At 58.0% G+C, this 17,744-nt stretch carries 21 protein-coding genes and 1 pseudogene; 14 read left to right on the top strand and 8 right to left on the bottom strand.

Annotated features, from left to right (window positions below; genetic code table 11):
- Positions 1 to 38 precede the first annotated feature (38 nt).
- Positions 39 to 1,223 carry an MFS transporter gene (locus AABB29_RS01930; RefSeq protein WP_341368548.1) on the bottom strand — a complete coding sequence of 395 codons (1,185 nt, stop codon included), beginning with the start codon at positions 1,221 to 1,223 and terminating at the stop codon, positions 39 to 41.
- Between the two features lie 68 nt (positions 1,224 to 1,291).
- On the opposite strand from AABB29_RS01930, the gene AABB29_RS01925 reads away from it, so the two are divergent.
- From AABB29_RS01925 to AABB29_RS01885, 9 genes are all read left to right on the top strand, one after another.
- Entirely contained in the window at positions 1,292 to 2,269 is a 978-nt protein-coding gene (locus tag AABB29_RS01925) for a helix-turn-helix domain-containing protein (protein WP_341368549.1), read from the top strand.
- A 229-nt stretch (positions 2,270 to 2,498) separates the two neighbouring features.
- Positions 2,499 to 2,711, top strand: coding sequence for a DUF6732 family protein (locus tag AABB29_RS01920; protein ID WP_341368550.1), 213 nt, complete (start codon positions 2,499 to 2,501; stop codon positions 2,709 to 2,711).
- Positions 2,708 to 3,898 (top strand): sirohydrochlorin chelatase, encoded by a 1,191-nt coding sequence (locus AABB29_RS01915; RefSeq protein WP_341368551.1) that lies wholly within the window; start codon positions 2,708 to 2,710, stop codon positions 3,896 to 3,898. The genes AABB29_RS01920 and AABB29_RS01915 overlap by 4 nt, the downstream gene beginning before the upstream one ends.
- A gap of 66 nt (positions 3,899 to 3,964) precedes the next feature.
- Positions 3,965 to 4,600, top strand: a complete 636-nt coding sequence (locus AABB29_RS01910; RefSeq protein ID WP_341369018.1) for a precorrin-8X methylmutase — start codon at positions 3,965 to 3,967, stop codon at positions 4,598 to 4,600.
- Positions 4,593 to 5,795, top strand: coding sequence for a precorrin-6y C5,15-methyltransferase (decarboxylating) subunit CbiE (gene cbiE / locus AABB29_RS01905; protein ID WP_341368552.1), 1,203 nt, complete (start codon positions 4,593 to 4,595; stop codon positions 5,793 to 5,795). The genes AABB29_RS01910 and cbiE overlap by 8 nt, the downstream gene beginning before the upstream one ends.
- Complete coding sequence (gene cobI, locus AABB29_RS01900; RefSeq protein WP_341368553.1) at positions 5,792 to 6,538, top strand: precorrin-2 C(20)-methyltransferase; 747 nt, start codon at positions 5,792 to 5,794, stop codon at positions 6,536 to 6,538. The genes cbiE and cobI overlap by 4 nt, the downstream gene beginning before the upstream one ends.
- Positions 6,529 to 8,373 (top strand): precorrin-3B C(17)-methyltransferase, encoded by a 1,845-nt coding sequence (cobJ, locus tag AABB29_RS01895; protein ID WP_341368554.1) that lies wholly within the window; start codon positions 6,529 to 6,531, stop codon positions 8,371 to 8,373. Before cobI ends, cobJ begins: the two co-directional genes overlap by 10 nt.
- 55 nt (positions 8,374 to 8,428) lie before the next feature.
- On the top strand, positions 8,429 to 9,196 hold the full coding sequence (gene cobM / locus AABB29_RS01890; RefSeq protein WP_341368555.1) for a precorrin-4 C(11)-methyltransferase: 768 nt from the start codon (positions 8,429 to 8,431) through the stop codon (positions 9,194 to 9,196).
- A gap of 89 nt (positions 9,197 to 9,285) precedes the next feature.
- Positions 9,286 to 9,633, top strand: coding sequence for a hypothetical protein (locus AABB29_RS01885; protein ID WP_341368556.1), 348 nt, complete (start codon positions 9,286 to 9,288; stop codon positions 9,631 to 9,633).
- Between the two features lie 282 nt (positions 9,634 to 9,915).
- Here the strand turns inward: AABB29_RS01885 and AABB29_RS01880 are convergent, their stop codons facing one another.
- Positions 9,916 to 10,572 carry a helix-turn-helix transcriptional regulator gene (locus AABB29_RS01880; RefSeq protein ID WP_373636746.1) on the bottom strand — a complete coding sequence of 219 codons (657 nt, stop codon included), beginning with the start codon at positions 10,570 to 10,572 and terminating at the stop codon, positions 9,916 to 9,918.
- Between the two features lie 75 nt (positions 10,573 to 10,647).
- Here AABB29_RS01880 and AABB29_RS01875 point away from each other — a divergent pair, with 75 nt between their 5' ends.
- Positions 10,648 to 11,064: an SRPBCC domain-containing protein gene (locus AABB29_RS01875; protein WP_341368558.1), complete on the top strand. Its 417-nt coding sequence runs from the start codon at positions 10,648 to 10,650 to the stop codon at positions 11,062 to 11,064.
- Positions 11,064 to 11,480, top strand: a complete 417-nt coding sequence (locus AABB29_RS01870; protein WP_341368559.1) for a DUF6855 family protein — start codon at positions 11,064 to 11,066, stop codon at positions 11,478 to 11,480. Before AABB29_RS01875 ends, AABB29_RS01870 begins: the two co-directional genes overlap by 1 nt.
- A 284-nt stretch (positions 11,481 to 11,764) precedes the next feature.
- Here the strand turns inward: AABB29_RS01870 and AABB29_RS01865 are convergent, their stop codons facing one another.
- The 6 genes and pseudogenes from AABB29_RS01865 to AABB29_RS01840 all read right to left on the bottom strand — a co-directional run bounded on the left by AABB29_RS01865 (position 11,765) and on the right by AABB29_RS01840 (position 16,117).
- Positions 11,765 to 12,109, bottom strand: a complete 345-nt coding sequence (locus AABB29_RS01865; RefSeq protein ID WP_341368560.1) for a hypothetical protein — start codon at positions 12,107 to 12,109, stop codon at positions 11,765 to 11,767.
- A gap of 289 nt (positions 12,110 to 12,398) precedes the next feature.
- Positions 12,399 to 12,926: a peptide-methionine (R)-S-oxide reductase gene (locus AABB29_RS01860; RefSeq protein ID WP_341368561.1), complete on the bottom strand. Its 528-nt coding sequence runs from the start codon at positions 12,924 to 12,926 to the stop codon at positions 12,399 to 12,401.
- 502 nt (positions 12,927 to 13,428) lie between these two features.
- Positions 13,429 to 14,597: pseudogene (locus tag AABB29_RS01855) on the bottom strand (MalY/PatB family protein).
- A gap of 71 nt (positions 14,598 to 14,668) precedes the next feature.
- Positions 14,669 to 15,532: a GNAT family N-acetyltransferase gene (locus AABB29_RS01850; protein WP_341368562.1), complete on the bottom strand. Its 864-nt coding sequence runs from the start codon at positions 15,530 to 15,532 to the stop codon at positions 14,669 to 14,671.
- Complete coding sequence (locus AABB29_RS01845) at positions 15,498 to 15,713, bottom strand: helix-turn-helix transcriptional regulator (RefSeq protein ID WP_373636745.1); 216 nt, start codon at positions 15,711 to 15,713, stop codon at positions 15,498 to 15,500. Before AABB29_RS01845 ends, AABB29_RS01850 begins: the two co-directional genes overlap by 35 nt.
- Complete coding sequence (locus AABB29_RS01840; protein ID WP_373636744.1) at positions 15,710 to 16,117, bottom strand: hypothetical protein; 408 nt, start codon at positions 16,115 to 16,117, stop codon at positions 15,710 to 15,712. Before AABB29_RS01840 ends, AABB29_RS01845 begins: the two co-directional genes overlap by 4 nt.
- Positions 16,118 to 16,234: 117 nt before the next feature.
- Here AABB29_RS01840 and def (AABB29_RS01835) point away from each other — a divergent pair, with 117 nt between their 5' ends.
- From def (AABB29_RS01835) to def (AABB29_RS01825), 3 genes are read left to right on the top strand one after another with little or no spacing between them, the layout of a single operon-like run.
- Entirely contained in the window at positions 16,235 to 16,756 is a 522-nt protein-coding gene (gene def / locus AABB29_RS01835; RefSeq protein WP_341369020.1) for a peptide deformylase, read from the top strand.
- A complete protein-coding gene (def, locus tag AABB29_RS01830; RefSeq protein WP_341368563.1) occupies positions 16,756 to 17,217 on the top strand; it encodes a peptide deformylase in 462 nt (153 codons plus the stop codon). The genes def (AABB29_RS01835) and def (AABB29_RS01830) overlap by 1 nt, the downstream gene beginning before the upstream one ends.
- Positions 17,214 to 17,714 (top strand): peptide deformylase, encoded by a 501-nt coding sequence (gene def / locus AABB29_RS01825; protein ID WP_341368564.1) that lies wholly within the window; start codon positions 17,214 to 17,216, stop codon positions 17,712 to 17,714. The genes def (AABB29_RS01830) and def (AABB29_RS01825) overlap by 4 nt, the downstream gene beginning before the upstream one ends.
- Positions 17,715 to 17,744: the final 30 nt, after the last annotated feature.

The raw sequence follows: 17,744 nt of genomic DNA, 5'->3' as shown, positions 1-17,744 counted from the left end.
GTCCTGCCGGGCGCCCAAGTTGGCCCCCGGCAGTTCCCCTACGTTGTCACATGCGCCTCGCGCAAGAATAGCGCCGTTGCCCCGGCCAGCAGCCCCAGTGCCACCAATGCCAATAGGATCCAGCCGGACCCTGCGACAATCGCCCCGGCCAGGAAGGCGCAAATGGTTGAGACCAGCGCGATCACCGTATCATTGGCCCCCTGAACCACCGATTTTTCCGCCTCCGTTGCAGCATTGGCCAGCATTGTGGTCGCGCCGATAAAGCCGAAATTCCAGCCAAGCCCCAGCAGAATAAGCGCCCCGTAAAAATGGGCCTCTGTCAGCCCGCTGAGCGCGGCAATACATGAAGTGATCAACAGCCCCAATCCGCTGAATGCCACAGGGCGCACCCCATACCGCTTGATCAAGAAACCGGTGAAGAAACTGGGCGCGAACATTGCGACCACATGCCAGCGGATCACATCCCCCGCCACGGCATCGGTAAAGCCGCATCCGATCATCGCCAGCGGTGTGGGCACCATCAAGAACATCATGATCCCCTGCGTTACCGCCCCAAGCCCAACCGCAAGCCGCACCGGCCGTTGTCGTAGGACCGCCAGCGCCGCGAGCCGCTGTTTCAGCGTTTGCGGGGTGCTTGCCGCCGGGGCGGGCAGTTTGGTCATGGCAAGCGGGATCAGCCCGACCAGCGACAAGATCGCAATCGCCAGATAAGCACCTGCCAGCGGAACGGGCGCGAGGCTATCCTTTGCTAGGATGAAAAGCTGTGGCCCGGCGAAGGCTGCAATCAGTCCCGATGTCAGCATCAGTGAGATCGCCACAGGTTGCCATTCGGCGCTTACCGTTTCGGCTGCGGCAAAGCGGAAATACTGAAAGCAGGCCAGCGCAGCCCCCAGTGCAAAATGGGCGGCGCAGAGCGCCAGAAAGCTACCCGCAGACAGCGCCCAGACGCCCCCCATGCTCCCCAGCACAGCGCAAGCAATGCCGATGATAAAACCGGTTTTGCGGCCATATCTGCCCATCATCAGCGAAAACGGTGCTGCAGCCAAAAGCCCGGCCAGCGTTTGCAAAGAGGCGGGGAAGGTCGCCAATGCCGCAGACGGCGCCAGCATCAACCCCGCCAGCCCACCCAAGATGATCAGCATCGGCATGGCCGATCCAAGGATCGTGTTCGCCAGAAGCAGCCCCAGATAATTGCCGTTTCGTGAAATGAATGTGTGCGCCATGTGCTGTCCTGAAAAATTGAGTGTCTTTGCACGTGGTAATTCAGCTGCGTTGTGTCTAAAATGTCAAAATGATATCAAAAATAGACAATCCCCAAAGATGCCGGACCATTGATGTTGTGCTTTTTGATAACGTCAATTTGCTCGATGTCTCGGGCCCGGTGCAGGCCTTTGACACGGCGATGACCGGCGGGCGGAAACGCTATCGGCTTCGCTATGTCTCGCTCGACGGCCAGCCTGTGACAGCTGGTTGCGGTTTGCGCATGGTTCCTGAGGCGCCCCTGACGGCAGAGACAGACCGCGATGATCTGTTGATCCCCGGCGGCGCAGGTGTGGATGCGTTGATCCCGAACCGGACCCTTTGCGCGCTCATTGCCGGGCATCTGGACCGTCAACCAGATGGCCGCGTTATGTCGATCTGCTCGGGCGCGTTGCTGCTTGCGGCGGCCGGTGTCCTGGACGGGCGGCGCGCCACAACCCATTGGTCGCGGCGGGCTGATACCCAAAGATATCACCGTGTCTTTTGGGACCTGGATCAGATTTTCGCAGCCGAGGACCGTGTGTTCACCTCGGCAGGGGTGACCACGGGGATCGATCTGGCCCTGTCTGTCATTCGCGCTGATTGCGGGCCCTCTGCTGCCCTGGCTGTTGCCCGCGAATTGGTGGTTCAATTGCGGCGCACGGGCGGGCAGAGCCAATATGCGATGCATCTGGCCGGCCAATTCACCGGCGAAGACGCGCTGACACAGTTGGTTGAGCGTATCGTTGCCCAGCCTCAGCTGGACTGGACATTAGATGCTATGGCCCAGACCGCAGGCATGAACCCCCGCACCCTGTCGCGTCATTTCAAACGCGATTTGCACGAAAACCCCGGTCAGTTCGTGGAAAGGGTGCGTGTCGATCACGCAAGGGGTCTTTTGGCCGATAAGCTGCCTTTGAAAGAGGTCGCCCGTCAAAGCGGCTTTGGTGATCTGCAACGCATGCGCCGCGCGTTTAAACGCCGCTTTGGTATCCATGTCAGCGATTATGTGAATGCATTTGGCGCGTAGCGGCAGAAGGCCGCCGGGTTGTCTTTATCTTTCGTCTGGTAAAGGCGGCAAAGCGTCGTTTATCGAATTGCTCTGCCTGCGGGTTGTCCCTATGGTGCCCTAAGGACGAAGCCCTTCGGGGCCAGAGAGGTTGGTGACACAGGCGGTCGACCCTGACGGGGACTTATGTGGCACATCGTCGGGCGCTGCGCTTGCGGCCTCTCTGATGATGCAATGAAGGGAGAGGCGCATGCGCTTGGTACTGACTTTTGGATTTTGTTTGATGGCCCAATCGGCCATGGCCCATCCCGGTCATTTGGCGGAATTGGCGGGGCATAATCACTGGTTGGCGGGTGCTGCGATTGGCATTGCCGGGCTTGCCGCCCTATGGGGCGCGCTGAAGGGTAAAACCGAAGAAGATGAAGAACCGGCCGAGGAATCTGCCGAAGAGCAGCCTGCATGAAAACCGGGGTCATGATTTGCGGCCATGGTTCGCGCAGCCAGTCGGCTGTCGATGAGTTTGCTGTGTTGGCCGAAAAGCTGCCTGATTATCTGCCTCCCGATTGGCTCACAGATTATGGGTATCTGGAATTTGCCAATCCGGTGATCCGTGATGGGTTGGACAAATTGCGCGCGGCCGGGTGTGAGCGGATTTTGGCGGTGCCCGGCATGCTATTTGCCGCCATGCATGCCAAGAATGACATTCCCACAGTCCTGAATACCTATGCGGCCAAGCATGGCATGACGGTTAGCTATGGCCGCGAATTGGGCGTTGACCCCAAGATGATTGCGGCGGCCGCGGGCCGTATCCAGTCCGCCGTGGATCAGGCCAATGCCGATCACGGTGAATTGCCCCTGACCGAGACATGTTTGGTTGTGATTGGCCGTGGTGCTTCGGATCCTGATGCCAATGGGAATGTGTCCAAGATCGCCCGGATGTTGCAAGAGGGCATGGGCTTTGGCTGGTGCGAAGTAGGTTATTCCGGCGTGACCTTTCCGCTGGTTGAACCTTGCCTGCAGCACGTGGCCCGCTTGCCCTATCAGCGCGTCATTGTGTTTCCATATTTTCTGTTTTCCGGCATCCTGATTGACCGGATTTACGGTTTTGCCGATCAGGTTGCCGCCGCCTATCCTGATATTCAATTCGTGAAGGCTGGCTATCTGGGTGATCATCCTAAAGTGCTGGAAACCTTTGCCGAGCGTATCATGGAGCAGGATAGCGACAGTCCCCCGCCCAATTGCGGGATTTGTGGCTATCGCGAACAGGTATTGGCGCTTGAAGATGGCGCGCATCACCATATCAGCGTGGCCGACCGTAAGCACCCGGCCTTTGGTGCGGTTCCCCCGCCCACCTGTGTTTTGTGTAAATACCGCGTCAAGGTTCTCGGCTTTGAGGCAGAGGTGGGTGCCGTGCAGGAAAGCCATCACCACCATGTTGAGGGGCAGGGGGCGCATGCGCCGGGCTCAAACGTGGCTGATTGCACACATTGTGAGATGTTTTGTACCGGGCTGTGCCGCCTCGAGGCGCAGCATCACCATGACCACCACCACCATCATCATGGCAACGATCATGACCACCATCACCATCATGCGGTTTATCCCCATGCAGATCACCCGCACGGTCCTGAAAGTGCGCGGAAGGGGCGGTAGCGTGGAAGAATTTTCGCGAAAATTCTTCGCCGCGCACATTTTTCATCTAAAAATGTGCTGCTGATGATCAGGCCTTATGAAAAAGACCCTAAGGCGATTTATGCCGAAAGCTTTGCGACTGTGCGGTCTGAAGCACGGCTGGATCGGTTTGCGCCGGATATGCATCCATTGATGACCCGTTTGATCCATGCCTGCGGCATGGTGGATGTCGTCGATCGTTTGGCGTTTTCGAAAGGGGCAGCGGCGGTTGGAAGCCAAGCGCTGCGCGCTGGTGCCCCGATCTTATGTGATTGCGAAATGGTCGGGGCCGGCATTATTCGCCGTTACCTGCCTGCAGACAATGATGTGATCGTCACTTTGAATGACCCTTGCGTGCCGCAGCGCGCAGCTGAAATCGGCAATACGCGGTCGGCCGCCGCGGTTGAACTTTGGAAAGATCATTTGGATGGCGCGGTTGTCGCGGTGGGCAATGCACCCACAGCGCTGTTTCATTTGCTTGAGCTTTTGGACGCAGGCTGGCCCAAGCCTGCCATTATCCTGGGTTTTCCCGTTGGCTTTGTTGGCGCGGCAGAAAGCAAGGCAGAGCTGGCCCGCGATCCGCGCGGTGCGGCCTATGTTGCTTTGCGCGGCCGCCGCGGCGGATCGGCGATGGCCTCGGCTGCGGTGAATGCATTGGCTGCGGGGTTGCCTGAAGATGGCTGAGCCTTGGTTGCATATTGTTGGTATCGGCGAGGATGGGATGGATGGCCTTTTGCCTGCCACCCGCGCTGTTGTTACTGCCGCCGACGTTATCATTGGCGGGGATCGGCATCATCGTTTGACTGGGGATTTGCCCGCAAAGCGTTTGGCCTGGCCGCACCCGTTTGATGCGTTGATCGACACGATCAAAGGTTTGAAGGGCCAGCGTGTTGTCGTGCTCGCCACGGGTGATCCGCTTTGGTATTCGGTGGGTGCCCGGATCGGGCGGGCCATTGACCCCGCTGAGATCATATACCACCCGCAGCTGAGCGCCTTTCAATTGGCAGCGGCCCGCATGGGCTGGTCCCTCGCGGATGTTGAGACCCTGACCGTGCATGGCCGCCCGGTTGAGCAGATGATTGCCTTTATCCAGCCTGATCTGCGGCTTTTGGTTCTCACCACAGGCAAAGAGACCCCTGCCCAGATCGCGAAGTTTCTGACTGCCCGGGGTTTTGGTGCATCCCGGATGAGTGTGCTGGCGGCTATGGGCGGCAAGGATGAGGTCCGTTTTGATGGTATCGCCGAAAGTTGGCACCATGATGTGCCTGCGTTCAATACGCTTGCCGTTGAATGCATTGCCGCCCCTGATGCGGCATTGCTGCCCCGTGTGCCGGGCCTGGCCGATGATTTGTTTCAGTCAGATGGCACAATGACCAAGCAAGAGATCCGTGCGGCCACCCTGGCCAAGCTGATGCCGATGCGCGGCGCCCTGCTTTGGGATATCGGCTGCGGTTGCGGGTCTGTCGCGATTGAGTGGATGCGTGCGGCCCGCTATGCCCGCGCCATCGGCATTGAACCCCGCGCGGACAGGCGCGCGATGGCTGCTGCGAATGCGCTGGCGCTGGGCGTGCCCAAGCTGGCATTGGTGGATGGCACTGTCCCTGCTGCCCTTGACGGGCTTGCCGCCCCGGATGCGATTTTTATTGGCGGTGGTTTGAGCCGCCCGACATTTGAGGCCGCCTGGGATGCGCTACGCCCTTTGGGCCGGTTGGTGGCCAATGCGGTGACGTTGGAAAGTGAGGCGGCGTTGATTGCTTTGCATAAGGCCTATGGCGGTGATCTGGTGAAATTGTCCGTGCATCGTGCATCCCCTGTTGGCAGCCTGACCGGTTGGCGCCCGCTGATGCCGGTCACCCAATGGAGCCTTGTAAAACGATGATGGGAGACGCTATTGGCGCTGCCAATGCGCCCCTCCCACCATCCCGTGGGGTGCTTTATGGGGTGGGCCTGGGCCCCGGTGCCCCGGACCTGATCACCTTGCGTGCTGCCCGCCTGATTGAGCGTGCATCTGTGATTGCCTATCCTGCCCTTGCCGGTGCCGACAGTTTTGCGCGTGCTATTGCTGCTGATCTGATTGCGCCCGGCGCCCGGGAAATCGTGATGGATGTTCCGATGTCTACCGACCGTGCCCCGGCCCAGGCCGCTTATGACAAAGGCGCGGCCGCGATCGCTGCCGCCCTGGATGGTGGTCAGGATGTTGTCTGTCTGTGCGAGGGTGATCCTTTTTTCTATGGCTCGTTCATGTATCTGTTCGCCCGTTTGTCCGGCCGTTATGACGTCGAAGTTGTGCCCGGCGTGACGTCGATCACTGCTTGTGCCGCCCGCGCGGCCATGCCCCTTGCCGCCCGTAATGAGCGGTTAACCGTGCTGCCTGGCCCCTTGTCCGAGGATGAGCTGCGCGCCCGGATCGCGGACGCTGAAAGTGTCGCAATTATGAAGGTTGGCCGCCATCTGCCCAAAATCCGCCAGGTGATTGACGCTTTGGGTCTGACCGATGCGGCTGTTTATATTGAACGCGCCAGTCTGCCGCAGGAGGTTGTCCTGCCGCTGGCCGATGCCCCCGAGAACGCCCCCTATTTTTCCATGATTTTACTGACGAAAGGGGCAGATCCATGGTTGTGAAGCCCGCCGCGCCGGATGTTGTGCGCAAACCTGTTGTTTTGGCCTTGTCGCGCTCTGGTGAGCCAACGGCCCATCGTGTCGCGCGGCTGCTGGATGCCCAGGTCCATGGCCGTGCGGGCCGTGTCGCGCAGGCCGATGCGTTTTTTCCCAATGCGCTGGAGCACGCCCGCGATTTATTTGCCGCCGGTGTGCCTGTAATCGGTGTCTGTGCCTCTGGGATTTTGATCCGGGCTGTGGCGCCGCTGCTGGCCGATAAGCGGACCGAGCCCCCGGTTTTGTCCGTGTCCGATGATGGTGCTGTTGTTGTGCCCCTTTTGGGCGGGCATCGCGGGGCGAATAGGTTGGCGGCCGACATTGCCGAAGGGCTGCAGGCTGTCGCGGCTGTCACCACGGCGGGCGATGTGGCGCTGGGCGTGGCCCTGGATGCCCCGCCTGCGGGATGGCGGTTGGTCAATCCTCAGCACGCCAAAGAGGCCATGGCCTTGTTGCTGTCGGGCGGCGGCGTGCAGCTTGTGGGCCCAGATGCCACGGGCGCGGCGTGGCTGCATCACCTGCCAAAGGGGGATGGCTTGCGCATCACTTGCACGGTTCATCCTGTCCCCGATCTTGGCCCGGATCACATTCAGTTTGCGCCGCAAAAATACGCCCTTGGCGTGGGCTGCGCCCGAAATTGCCCTGCCGATGAGATGGCTGCCCTGGTCGCCGATGGGCTGGCCGAGGCGAATATTATTCCTGCAGCGCTTCATTCGGTCAGTACTTTGACTCTGAAAGCGGATGAACCGGCTATTCATGCGCTGGCCCAGCGTTTTGGCGTGCCTTTGCGCGTTTTTGAAGCCCAAACGCTTGAAGCGGAGACCCCGCGGCTGATGACCCCATCGGATGTTGTTTTTGCGGAAGTAGGCACCCATGGCGTTGCAGAGGCTGCCGCTTTGGCCCAAGCCGATGAAGCGGTCCTGGCCTTGCCGAAACGCAAATCGGCCAATGCGACCTGTGCACTTGCTGTTGCCGATCAGCCTTTGATTGGTTTGAAAGGCCGGGCGCGTGGCCGGCTTTCTGTTGTCGGCATCGGTCCGGGCCAAGCCACCTGGCGCACGCCTGAAGTGTCAAAACTGGTGGCCGATGCGGACGAGCTGGTGGGCTATGGGCTTTACATCGATCTGCTGGGTCCCCTGGCTGCTGGTAAAACCCGGTCAGATTTTCCGCTGGGGGGTGAAGAGGATAGATGCCGTTATGCGCTGGAACAGGCGGCCAAGGGCTTGAACGTTGCCCTGGTTTGTTCGGGTGATGCCGGGATCTATGCGATGGGCGCGCTGGTCTTTGAGCTGCTTGATCGTGGCCCGGATCAAATGGGTGTATCGGATGCCGCCCGGCGGGTTGAGGTGGTCTGCTCGCCTGGGGTGAGCGCTTTGCAAGGGGCCGCAGCCCGCGCGGGCGCGCCGCTGGGTCATGATTTTTGTGCGATTTCGCTGTCTGATTTGCTGACCCCGCGCGCGGATATCATCAAGCGCCTGAAGGCTGCGGCAGAGGGTGATTTTGTCATTGCCTTTTACAACCCTGTTTCAAAGCGCCGCCGGACTTTGTTGGCTGAGGCCCGGGATATTCTGCTGGCCCATCGCCCCGCCGATACGCCGGTGATGCTGGCCTCGTCCCTTGGCCGCCCCGAAGAGAGTGTGCGCTATCGCCGGCTGGATGAATTGGATGTTGATGAGGTGGATATGTTGACCGTTGTGCTGGTTGGTTCGTCTCATTCTCGGTTGGCCGCATTGGGTGACGGCCACCGTATGTACACGCCGCGCGGGTATGCGCGCAAAATTGATGGGGATCTGGCGGGCTGACGCTGTTTCGCGCTTGCGAAACGCGCCCCAGCCCACCATCCCGAAAGGAGCAGTCATGACTGTCTATTTTATTGGTGCAGGTCCGGGCGATCCGGAATTGCTGACACTGAAAGCGGCCCGGATTATCGGCGATTGCCGCGTATGTCTTTATGCCGGGTCACTGGTTCCAGAGGCCGTTGTGGCCTGCGCCCCTGAAGATGCCCTGGTGATGGATACTGCCCCCATGACCCTGGGTGAGACACATGCCGAGATCATGAAAGCCCATGCCGCCGGCCTGGATGTCGCCCGCGTCCATTCGGGAGATCCGTCGCTTTATGGCGCAATCGCCGAGCAGATCCGCCGCCTGAAGGCCGATGGTGTCGACTACCAGATTATTCCTGGTGTGCCTGCATACACGGCGGCGGCGGCGGCGTTGGGGACTGAATTGACCGTGCCCGAAGTGGCGCAATCCATCGTGCTGACCCGGGTGTCGATGCAGTCGACGGGCATGCCTGCGGGCGAGACGTTAGAAAACTTTGCGCGGACCGGTGCCACATTGGCCATTCATCTGGGTATTCGCGCCCTGCGTGAGATCGAACGTCAGCTGTTGCCGCACTATGGGGCGGATTGCCCGGTGGCCGTGGTGTACCGCGTTGGTTGGCCAGATCAGATGATTATTCGCGGCACATTGACGGATGTGCGGGCGCGGGTGCGGGAGGCGAAGATTACCCGGACGGCGTTGATTTTGGTCGGGCCTGCATTGGCCGATTCGCATGGGTTTCCCGATAGTGCGCTTTATGATGCCACCAAAACCCATGTGCTGCGCCCCACCGCAAAGGCTTAATTTCATGCGCCGCAGCGTTATCCCGAATTTTGTTACTTGATATTTACCTTCTTCAGGGCATGCTTAAGCGTGCCTGGAGGGAAGCTGGTATGTATACGTTTTTGCCTGATGCTGTGCGTCAGGGGTTGGAAGAAGCACGCAAAGCTGCGTTGAAGCGCAAGGATCGTCTATCGGTGCATGATGGCGATGATACCTATCGTATTCGCAGGTTTTGGGATGGCGGTTTTGCCCTTGATTTAGAAGGGTCAGAGCGGCTGCGCGGCCATGTTGATATCTATGATGGTCCCAAACATTTGTACCAATGTCTTGTCGTCAATTCGATTGCAGAGGATGGCGAGCGGGTGTTCGAATTCAAATGGCTGACCCCGGTAGCGAATGCGCCAGCGGCGGATTTCGTGCGGCCAGATTTCGTGCCTGCAGGTCTGATTGGCCGCTAAGATCGCAGTGAAAACGCGTTAATTTTGCACGGGTCAGCGCGCGCTGCGTTGACTTGATATGAAGTGTTTTAGGCGGATGTGCTGAGTGGATTTTGCCCCATACAGATTGCGTACATATGCTGTACGGAAACAGTATGTACGGCCCTTTGGCCGAACGGTGCGCAGCCCCCCCTTCGCTGGACATTTTCTTTCCTTAAGCCGAGGCCGGCTGAGAGCGAATTGCGGTTGAACTGCATCGCCATTCGCGGCCTCCTTTGATGATCCCGGGCGATAAGGGATGTCCTAGGTGAAAGGCCGAACGCTGTGTGCCGCAGTTAAGCCGCTATCATCTGAGAACCGTTTGGCGGAAATATTCACGCGCCCCCAGTTTTCGCGCCTGATCCAGCCGCCGCTGCGCGCATCTTTCACCTGCCAGTCAAATCCGTTCAGCGTCATTGCGATAGGGTGGATCAGTTGCTCGGCCTGCGTGGTGAAGCCGATCCGTGTCTGGCGCCGGGTTTGCACGGCCATGGCCAATGCCTTGACCCGAGGATCTTCATCGGGTGCGGGTGTGACCATACGAAACTGCGCCATCATGCGTTTGACGTGCTCGCGGGTTTTGTCTGGGAAGCTCTCAACCAGTTTTGTGCGGGCTTGCGCGGCTGCCCCGGCAAGCCCAAGCGCCGCGATCATCGGATTTTCCGCGTTTAGGATCAGCCCCAGTGCCTGCGCTTCGTCCTGCGCCAAGCCGGTCAGCCGTGTCCGGTAATTGAACCCAAGTTCAATCCCGCCCCGGTTTCCCTGATAGACAATGATCGGCAGTCCGGCCTCGGTCATGGCATCGACATCACGCAGGATGGTCCGGGGGGTTACCTCTAATTCATGTGCCAATTCTGCAGAGGTTTGCCGCCCCCGGTTTTGTAAAATGAGCAGGATTTGCAGCAATCTGGCGGCGCGCATGGCGGAAATCCAAATATGACAAAAGGTGTCATATAAGGGCTGATACCGCTGCAGAGGTCAAGACAAGGATGGATCATGAAAAGCTATGAAATTCGGATCGATATCGCCGCAACACCGCAGAAGCTGTGGCAGGTATTGACCGTGCAGATGCCCAAGGACCCGCAGCCTTTTGGTATCCTGCGGTTTGAAGGGCAGATCGCGCCTGGTGCGCGTTTGAAACTGTGGTCAGAGGTTGCGCCCAACCGGGCCTTTGTTTTACGGGTGGAACATTTTGATGCCCAAAGGCAGTTGGTCTGGCGTGGCGGCATGCCATTGGGTCTGTTCACCGGGCTGCGCCGGTTCACGCTGACCCCACATGATAATGGCTGCGTGTTTGAGATGCGCGAGACCTTCACTGGGCTGATGTCGGGGCTGATCACAAAATCAATGCCTGATCTGACCCCAAGTTTTGAAAAATTTGCACAGGCCCTGAAGGCAAAGGCGGAGATGTGATGACAGATGTGACTTTTGGATCGGGCCTGCCGGATGACCCGTGGATATTGAAAACGCCGCCTTTGACGTCTGAGTTTCTAGTTTGGAAGGATGAGACACAAGACCCGGCTGCTCTTGTGGTGCAGGTTGGCAAAACCCGTTTGTCCTATCAATTGCGCGCTTTGGACGATGCCCATGCCATGCTGAGAGCCCATGGTGACTGGATGCCGCTGGGCAATGCGGATGAGGGCAAGCCCACCAAGGAAGGCACGCTTGAGCATTGGGCCCGCTCTGCGGATAATCCGGTTGGCGGTTACTATGGCTTGCGCAAAGGGTATCGTGGCCGTTTTGCCAATTATGTCGCCCCCACGCTGGAGCTGCTTGGTCTCGTTACGCTTGAGCATAACGCCCGCAACAACCGGGTGCGGGCGTTGTAGAACCATGCCCCTTGTCAGAGGGCCGTCACGTGACACTGCGCGGCCTGACTTTGTACCTGCAGGGCTGATCGGTCGCCGAGTTTGACCGTGCGCAAAGGTTAACGACGCGGTTTGCGCGTGGTTTTGAGATTTGCAGTTTGAGACGTTGCGCAGGGTTGCGCAGCACGAAGCGTGCTGGCGGGCGGTGCATTTACGCGCCGCCCGCCTTCTTTCGGAGGGTCAAAGACCCCGTCTGAGTGTTGACTTGTCAAACGGTTTGAAACCGAAACGACCGCTCAGTCGTCTTAATCCTCGATGTCGATTTCGACGCTGTCAACGGCAGTCGTTGGATCGCTGAAGTCATTACCGACGAAGAGAAACGCGATGACGTCTCTGTTCACAGTACGTCCAACTTGAACGCGTGTCTGGCTGTTGGCACCTTCATAAACGCGTGCCACACCCAACAGGTCACCGACAACGCCGGTATGGTGATCATACACAGCGACATAACCATCGGCAGTCGCATTGAGTGGTTCAATGATGATGGTGTTTGAAGCACTCTGGTCGCCCATCAGTGCGAACATGTTTTGTGCAGTCGCAGCTGTCGTCATTGCTGCCATCATTGCAGTAGCTAATAGTATCTTTTTCATTTCGTATCTCCAAAATTCCTATTCATGTAAGTTTGCGAATTAGACTTGTGCAATCTTACAATTATAGGTAGTGTTTTACTTAGTCTATTGATGCGTCAATTAGGATCGATATATTTCCGATCCACGAAAAATTTGATGCAAGTAGGTTTGTATTTTGAGTGCCCCTCCTATTTGTTGTTAATATCGATTCTGGTTACAGGCCGCAAAAAACTGGTCGCTAAATTGCTGTTGCAATATAACGATCTTCTATTTGCCGATGCGTGTAATTAGATTTCGGAAAATCTCATTTTCAGGTTGATATCTCCTCGAAATTTAGCGAGGCGCCATTTACACAATGTAGCGCTTTGCCGATGACTGGGAGAATGTGTCCGATATGGCTACCGCAACGTCTGCAATGCGCCTCTATGAGAACATCAAACGGGTCAAGGTCGACGGCTTCGGCCATTTCGCCTTGTATGTCTTGCGACATCAGTTGGGAATTTGGTTCGGAAGCCGTGAAAAATAACCATCCTTTGTCCAGTACAACCTTTGTCGCTGAGCTGTATTGCGGCAGGTCACAACCCTTGCAGTTATATTGGCCCTCGCGCGTTTCGTTCCAAAGCGGGCTGGACTTCGGTATTTCTGTTGAGCCTTCGCGTAGTATGGAATAATCGCCATCACTTAATAGCGCGCGCCACTCCGCTTCAGAGCGATTAATTTCGTAATCAAATGGATCGCGTCCCGCCGGGACGTCAGCATTTGCATCGATTGCGAGTATGCTCAAGCCACCTGCTGTCGCAGAGCTTTTCAGCAATCCTCTTCGCGTAATAGGTTTCACTATTAGAACTCCTTCATGCCAGTTGGATCGTGCCATTATTAGAACGCACGAAAGTAAAATTTATTTACTTCCTGAATTCGTAGCACATGAAGTGTTTTGCGGTTTCGTAATTTTATCAATTACACGGCTTGTTGATGGTCTGTGCTTTCGGTCGTGAATAATTGAAATATTACTTTTTTGCGCCGAAAATGCCGTTCGCGTGATACTTGTTTCATTGGGCCGCGTTTTGTCTATTCGGATTGGGCCCGCTGTAATTGCCCAGGCAGGTGGAAACGACCGCTGACGTAAAAAGGGTCATCACATTGCTTATGTCGCGGTTGTGATTGCAGGTTTTTGCTAGGGTGTGCAGCCGGTCGAAGATGCCCCGTGTGAAGCTCGACCAAAGGGGGGGCACGGCTTTGGTCCGCAGCTGTTGTGGCGCCGCGTTTGCCGTTGAGCTCTACAGGCTGGCTGGCCAGATCATCTTTGTAAGCGCTGCGGCGTGGTGCCCCTTTGGGATTGTCTATTGCAGGTCGCTGAACGCCTTTTGCATCCGCGCCACTGCGTCTTCGACTTGCGCACGTGGCGCGCCGAGGTTGAACCGCAGAAAGCTGTCCCCCCTGTGCCGAAGGTTGGCCCGTGATTGGCGGCAATCTTTGCCTCTTGTTCGACCCGTTTGGTGAAGTCTTCCCGGCTCATCCCGGTATTTGTGAAATCAACCCAGGCAAGGTAGGTCGCCTCAAGGTTCATCGAGGCCAGCCCCGGGATCGCGTTAATCCCGGCGTCAAAGATTTTCCGGTTTTCGTTGATATAGGCCTTGAGTTCATCCACCCATGCGGCCCCTTCGGCCGTGTAGGCCGCTGTTGCCATGAACAGCCCGAAGCTGTTGGGTGACATCCCCAGTGCTGCCATCCGCGCCCCGAACTGCGCCCGCAGGTCCGGGTCTTCGATGATCACATTTCCCGAATGGCTCCCCGCGATGTTGAAGGTCTTTGTCGTGGCCGTCATCATCACCAGCCGGTCTGTGATCCCGTCGATATGCGCCATCGGGATATGTGTGGCCCCGGGCATTGTCAGGTCGTGGTGGATTTCGTCTGATACCAGGATCAGCTCATGCCGTTTGGCGAAGGCCGCAACCGCCTGCAGTTCGGCCTTGGTCCAGACCCGGCCCCCGGGGTTATGCGGTGAGCAGAGGATCACCATCCGCTCGTTCCCGGTCATTTGTGCGTCATAGGCGGTGAAGTCCATTTCGTACCGCCCGGACGTATTGGTCAGTTCGCATTCGACCACCTGCCGTCCCGCCGCTTTGATCACTTTGGCAAAGGCGTGGTAGACGGGCGTGAACAGCACCACCCCGTCGCCTGGATTGGTGAAGGCATCCACGCACATGGCCGTCCCGTTCACCAACCCATGGGTGGTAAAGATCCAGGACGGATCGATCTGCCAGCCATGCCGCGTGTCCATCCACCACTGGATCGCCCCGCGATAGGCGCTTTCATCGCCGAAATACCCGTAGACCCCGTGATCGACCATGTCTTGCACCGCTTTTTGGATGCACGGTGCTGCCTTGAATTCCATATCAGCGACCCACATTGACAACCCTTCATCCGGGCTGACCCCGTAAAGTGCCTCCATCCCGTCCCATTTGATGCAATGGGTGTTCCGGCGGTCGGGGGCGTTGTCGAATGTCATATGGGCTCTCCTGCTGATCAGCCTGCAGGCTACGGAAGGCGCGGCAGAGTGCAAGCTGGAAAATCGGGGTGCTAGAGCCGCATCAGCAATTCAAATTGCCCCGCGGTCTGTTCGTAGGAAAAGCTGCGTATAAATGCGGCAAAACCCGCATCCCCTGCATCCAAGTTGATCAGCCGGAGTGGGCCGTTTGAGACCGCAAGCGCGTGGTCGATCAATGCCGTCCCGATCCCTTGCCGCCTTGCGTTGGGGTGCACGCCGATTTGGTGGACGGTTCCGTTGCTGGGGTTCACCGCCACATAGCCGATGAGCGCGCCGTTGTCGTAGCTGCAAAAGTACTGGATTTCATCGCCGGTCGCCGCGATTGATGCCGCGCTGTTCTGCCATGATGGCGCCCAATCCAGCAGCGTTTGGGCTTCATCGGCGATTTGCGCCCATGGCGTTTGGCCAATTGCGGGCGTATCGCCGCCCGGGTTTGTTGACTTGATGTTGTAGCACGCAAATTCGCGCTGCCTTTGCATGCCGATTTTCCTGTAAAGCCCCGCGGCCTTTTCGTTTTCGATCAACACTTCGGTTTGGAAGCTCTCAATCTTCATGCCTCGCAAATGCTGCAATGCCGCCTGAGCCAGCTGTGTTCCCAGCCCCAAGCCGCGATAGGCCGGAACTGTTCCGCTTGCGATCAAATAGGATTGGCGCCTGCGCACTGAGACAAGCCAGATTGCGGCGATTTCGCCGTTAATCAACGCGATCCGGGACGCATCCGGGCTAAGCCCGCGTTGCCGCATCATGAACCGGAAGGCTGGCAGCGTCAGGTTGACCGGGATCGCATAGTCGGAAAATGCATCCGCCATCGCGGTGCAGAGATCCTGCAAATTGGCAGATGTTGCATTGGTGATGGTCGTCTCATGCGGGTTCATCGGGTAATTCAAACAGATCATGCACGCTGCAATCAAGCGCTTTGGCCAGGGTCAGTGCCAGGATCGTGGACGGTGTAAACACCCCGTTTTCAATTGTGTTGATCGTCTTGCGCGATACCCCGACCGCATCTGCCAGCGCGGCCTGGGTCAGTGCGGCATTGGTGCGGTACCGGCGGAGATGCACGATCAGTCGCGCGCTCATTCAGCGCGCCCGCGTGCGATGGAATAGAGGTAATGGGCGGGGGGGACCGCCCCTAAAACCGGCCCGAGCCAATAAAAGGCCATTCCTGGGTCCATCCGGCCCGTCAGGCTAAGCCCCAGGAAAACAAGGAAAACGGCCAATACCGCCCAAAATCCGAAGATCAAGCTGCTGCGATGGGCCTGGGTGTTTTGTTCATCCCACGCAGCATCTGCCGCCTCTGGGTGCCGCAGATGCAGGACGAAAGACAAGATCGCGTAGCTGATCGCAACGCCCCCGATGATAAAGGCCCAGGTTAGCCCGGATGGCCCGACCGAAAACCAAGCGGCCAGCAGGGCGGTGCTTGTCACGATAACGATCGCGGCGCTTCCGATCAGGCGGGCGCGACTGATGGGGTTGGGGGGCATGATGGCTCCTTTCTGCTGCAAGTAACCTTGGCGTTACATATCGCGGCTATTTTGTAACGTCAAGGTTACACTTCTGCCGCATTGCTTTTTCCGCCCATGCCGCCTAAATCCCCCGGTATGGCCTTACGCAAGATACTGATCCATCCCGACCCCCGTTTGAAAAAGGCGGCAGACCCCGTTTCGGCGGTGAATGATGATATCCGCCGGTTGGCAGATGATATGCTTGAGACGATGTATGACGCCCCGGGGATTGGCCTTGCTGCCCCCCAGGTCGCCATGATGCATCGCATGCTGGTGATGGATTGCACCAAGGAAGACGACGCAACGCCCGCGCCAATGGTCCTGATCAATCCGCAGATTACATGGTCATCCGAGGAGCGATCTGTCTATGACGAAGGCTGCCTGTCCATTCCTGAACAATATGCGGAAGTTGAGCGCCCCGCCGAGGTTGAGGTGGAATGGATGGGTCTTGATGGTCAGACCACACGTGAACGCTTTGACGGGCTTTGGGCGACCTGCGTGCAGCATGAGATCGACCATCTCGATGGCAAGCTGTTTATTGATTATCTCAAGCCGCTCAAGCGTCAGATGATCACGCGCAAGATGCAAAAGCTGAAACGCGAGATGGCCCGCGGCTGATGGCTGAGCTGGATCTGCGTTTTGAGGGTGATCCGGTGCTGCGCACGGTTTGCGCGCCCGTGACGGTGTTTGATCCGGCTTTGGCCGATCTGATTTCGGATATGTTTGCAACCATGTATGCCGCCCCCGGACGTGGCTTGGCGGCCCCGCAGGTTGGCGTGACCGGCCGCATTTTTGTCACTGATGTCACTTGGAAAGATCAGGATCCGACCCCCATTGCCTTTGTGAACCCTGAAATACGGGGTCAGGCCGATGAGGTGGTAATAGGCACCGAGGCCTGTTTGTCGATCCCGGGCCGCGCCTTTGGTGTGTCGCGCCCGGTTTGGGTCGATGCCCGCTGGCAGGATGCCGAGGGCAGGGCGCAAGAGGCCCGCCTGACCGGTCCGCAGGCCATTTGTTTTTGTCATGAGCTGGACCATCTAAACGGTGTGCTGATCACCGATCATCGGGTGGCCCAATGACCCATCGCCCTTACGTGCCCTGGCCCCATCCGGTTTTGCGCAGCCCTGCCGCCCCGGTCGATGCCGTCAACGACGAGGTGCGCGCCCTTTGGGATGAGATGATCACGGCTATGGATACGATGCCCGGCGTTGGGCCGGCGGCCCCGCAATTGGGTGTGGGAATGGCCCTGGCTGTTGTTGATGCATCAGAGGAGCGTGGCCGCGCGGTGCGCATGGCCAATCCTGAGATATTGCATGCCAGCGCCCAGATGCGCGCCCATGAGGAAGGATCCCCCAATTTGCCGGGGGTCTGGGCAAAGCTGGAACGTCCGCGCGCGGTGACCGTTCGATTTCTGAATGATCAGGGCCAGTGGGACCGGCAGGATTTTGTAGGGCTTTGGGCCACATCGGTCCAGCATCAGATTGATCATCTGGCGGGCCGGATGTTTTTCGATCATCTCAGCCGGGTAAAACGCGATATGCTGATCAAGAAATCGCGCAAATTGGCGCAAGGGTGACGGCGATCAAATTTCGCGAAATTTGATCTT

This window comes from Yoonia sp. BS5-3 (assembly GCF_038069655.2).
GTDB lineage: Bacteria > Pseudomonadota > Alphaproteobacteria > Rhodobacterales > Rhodobacteraceae > Yoonia > Yoonia phaeophyticola.
This window is presented reverse-complemented; position numbering and strand designations above follow the sequence as displayed.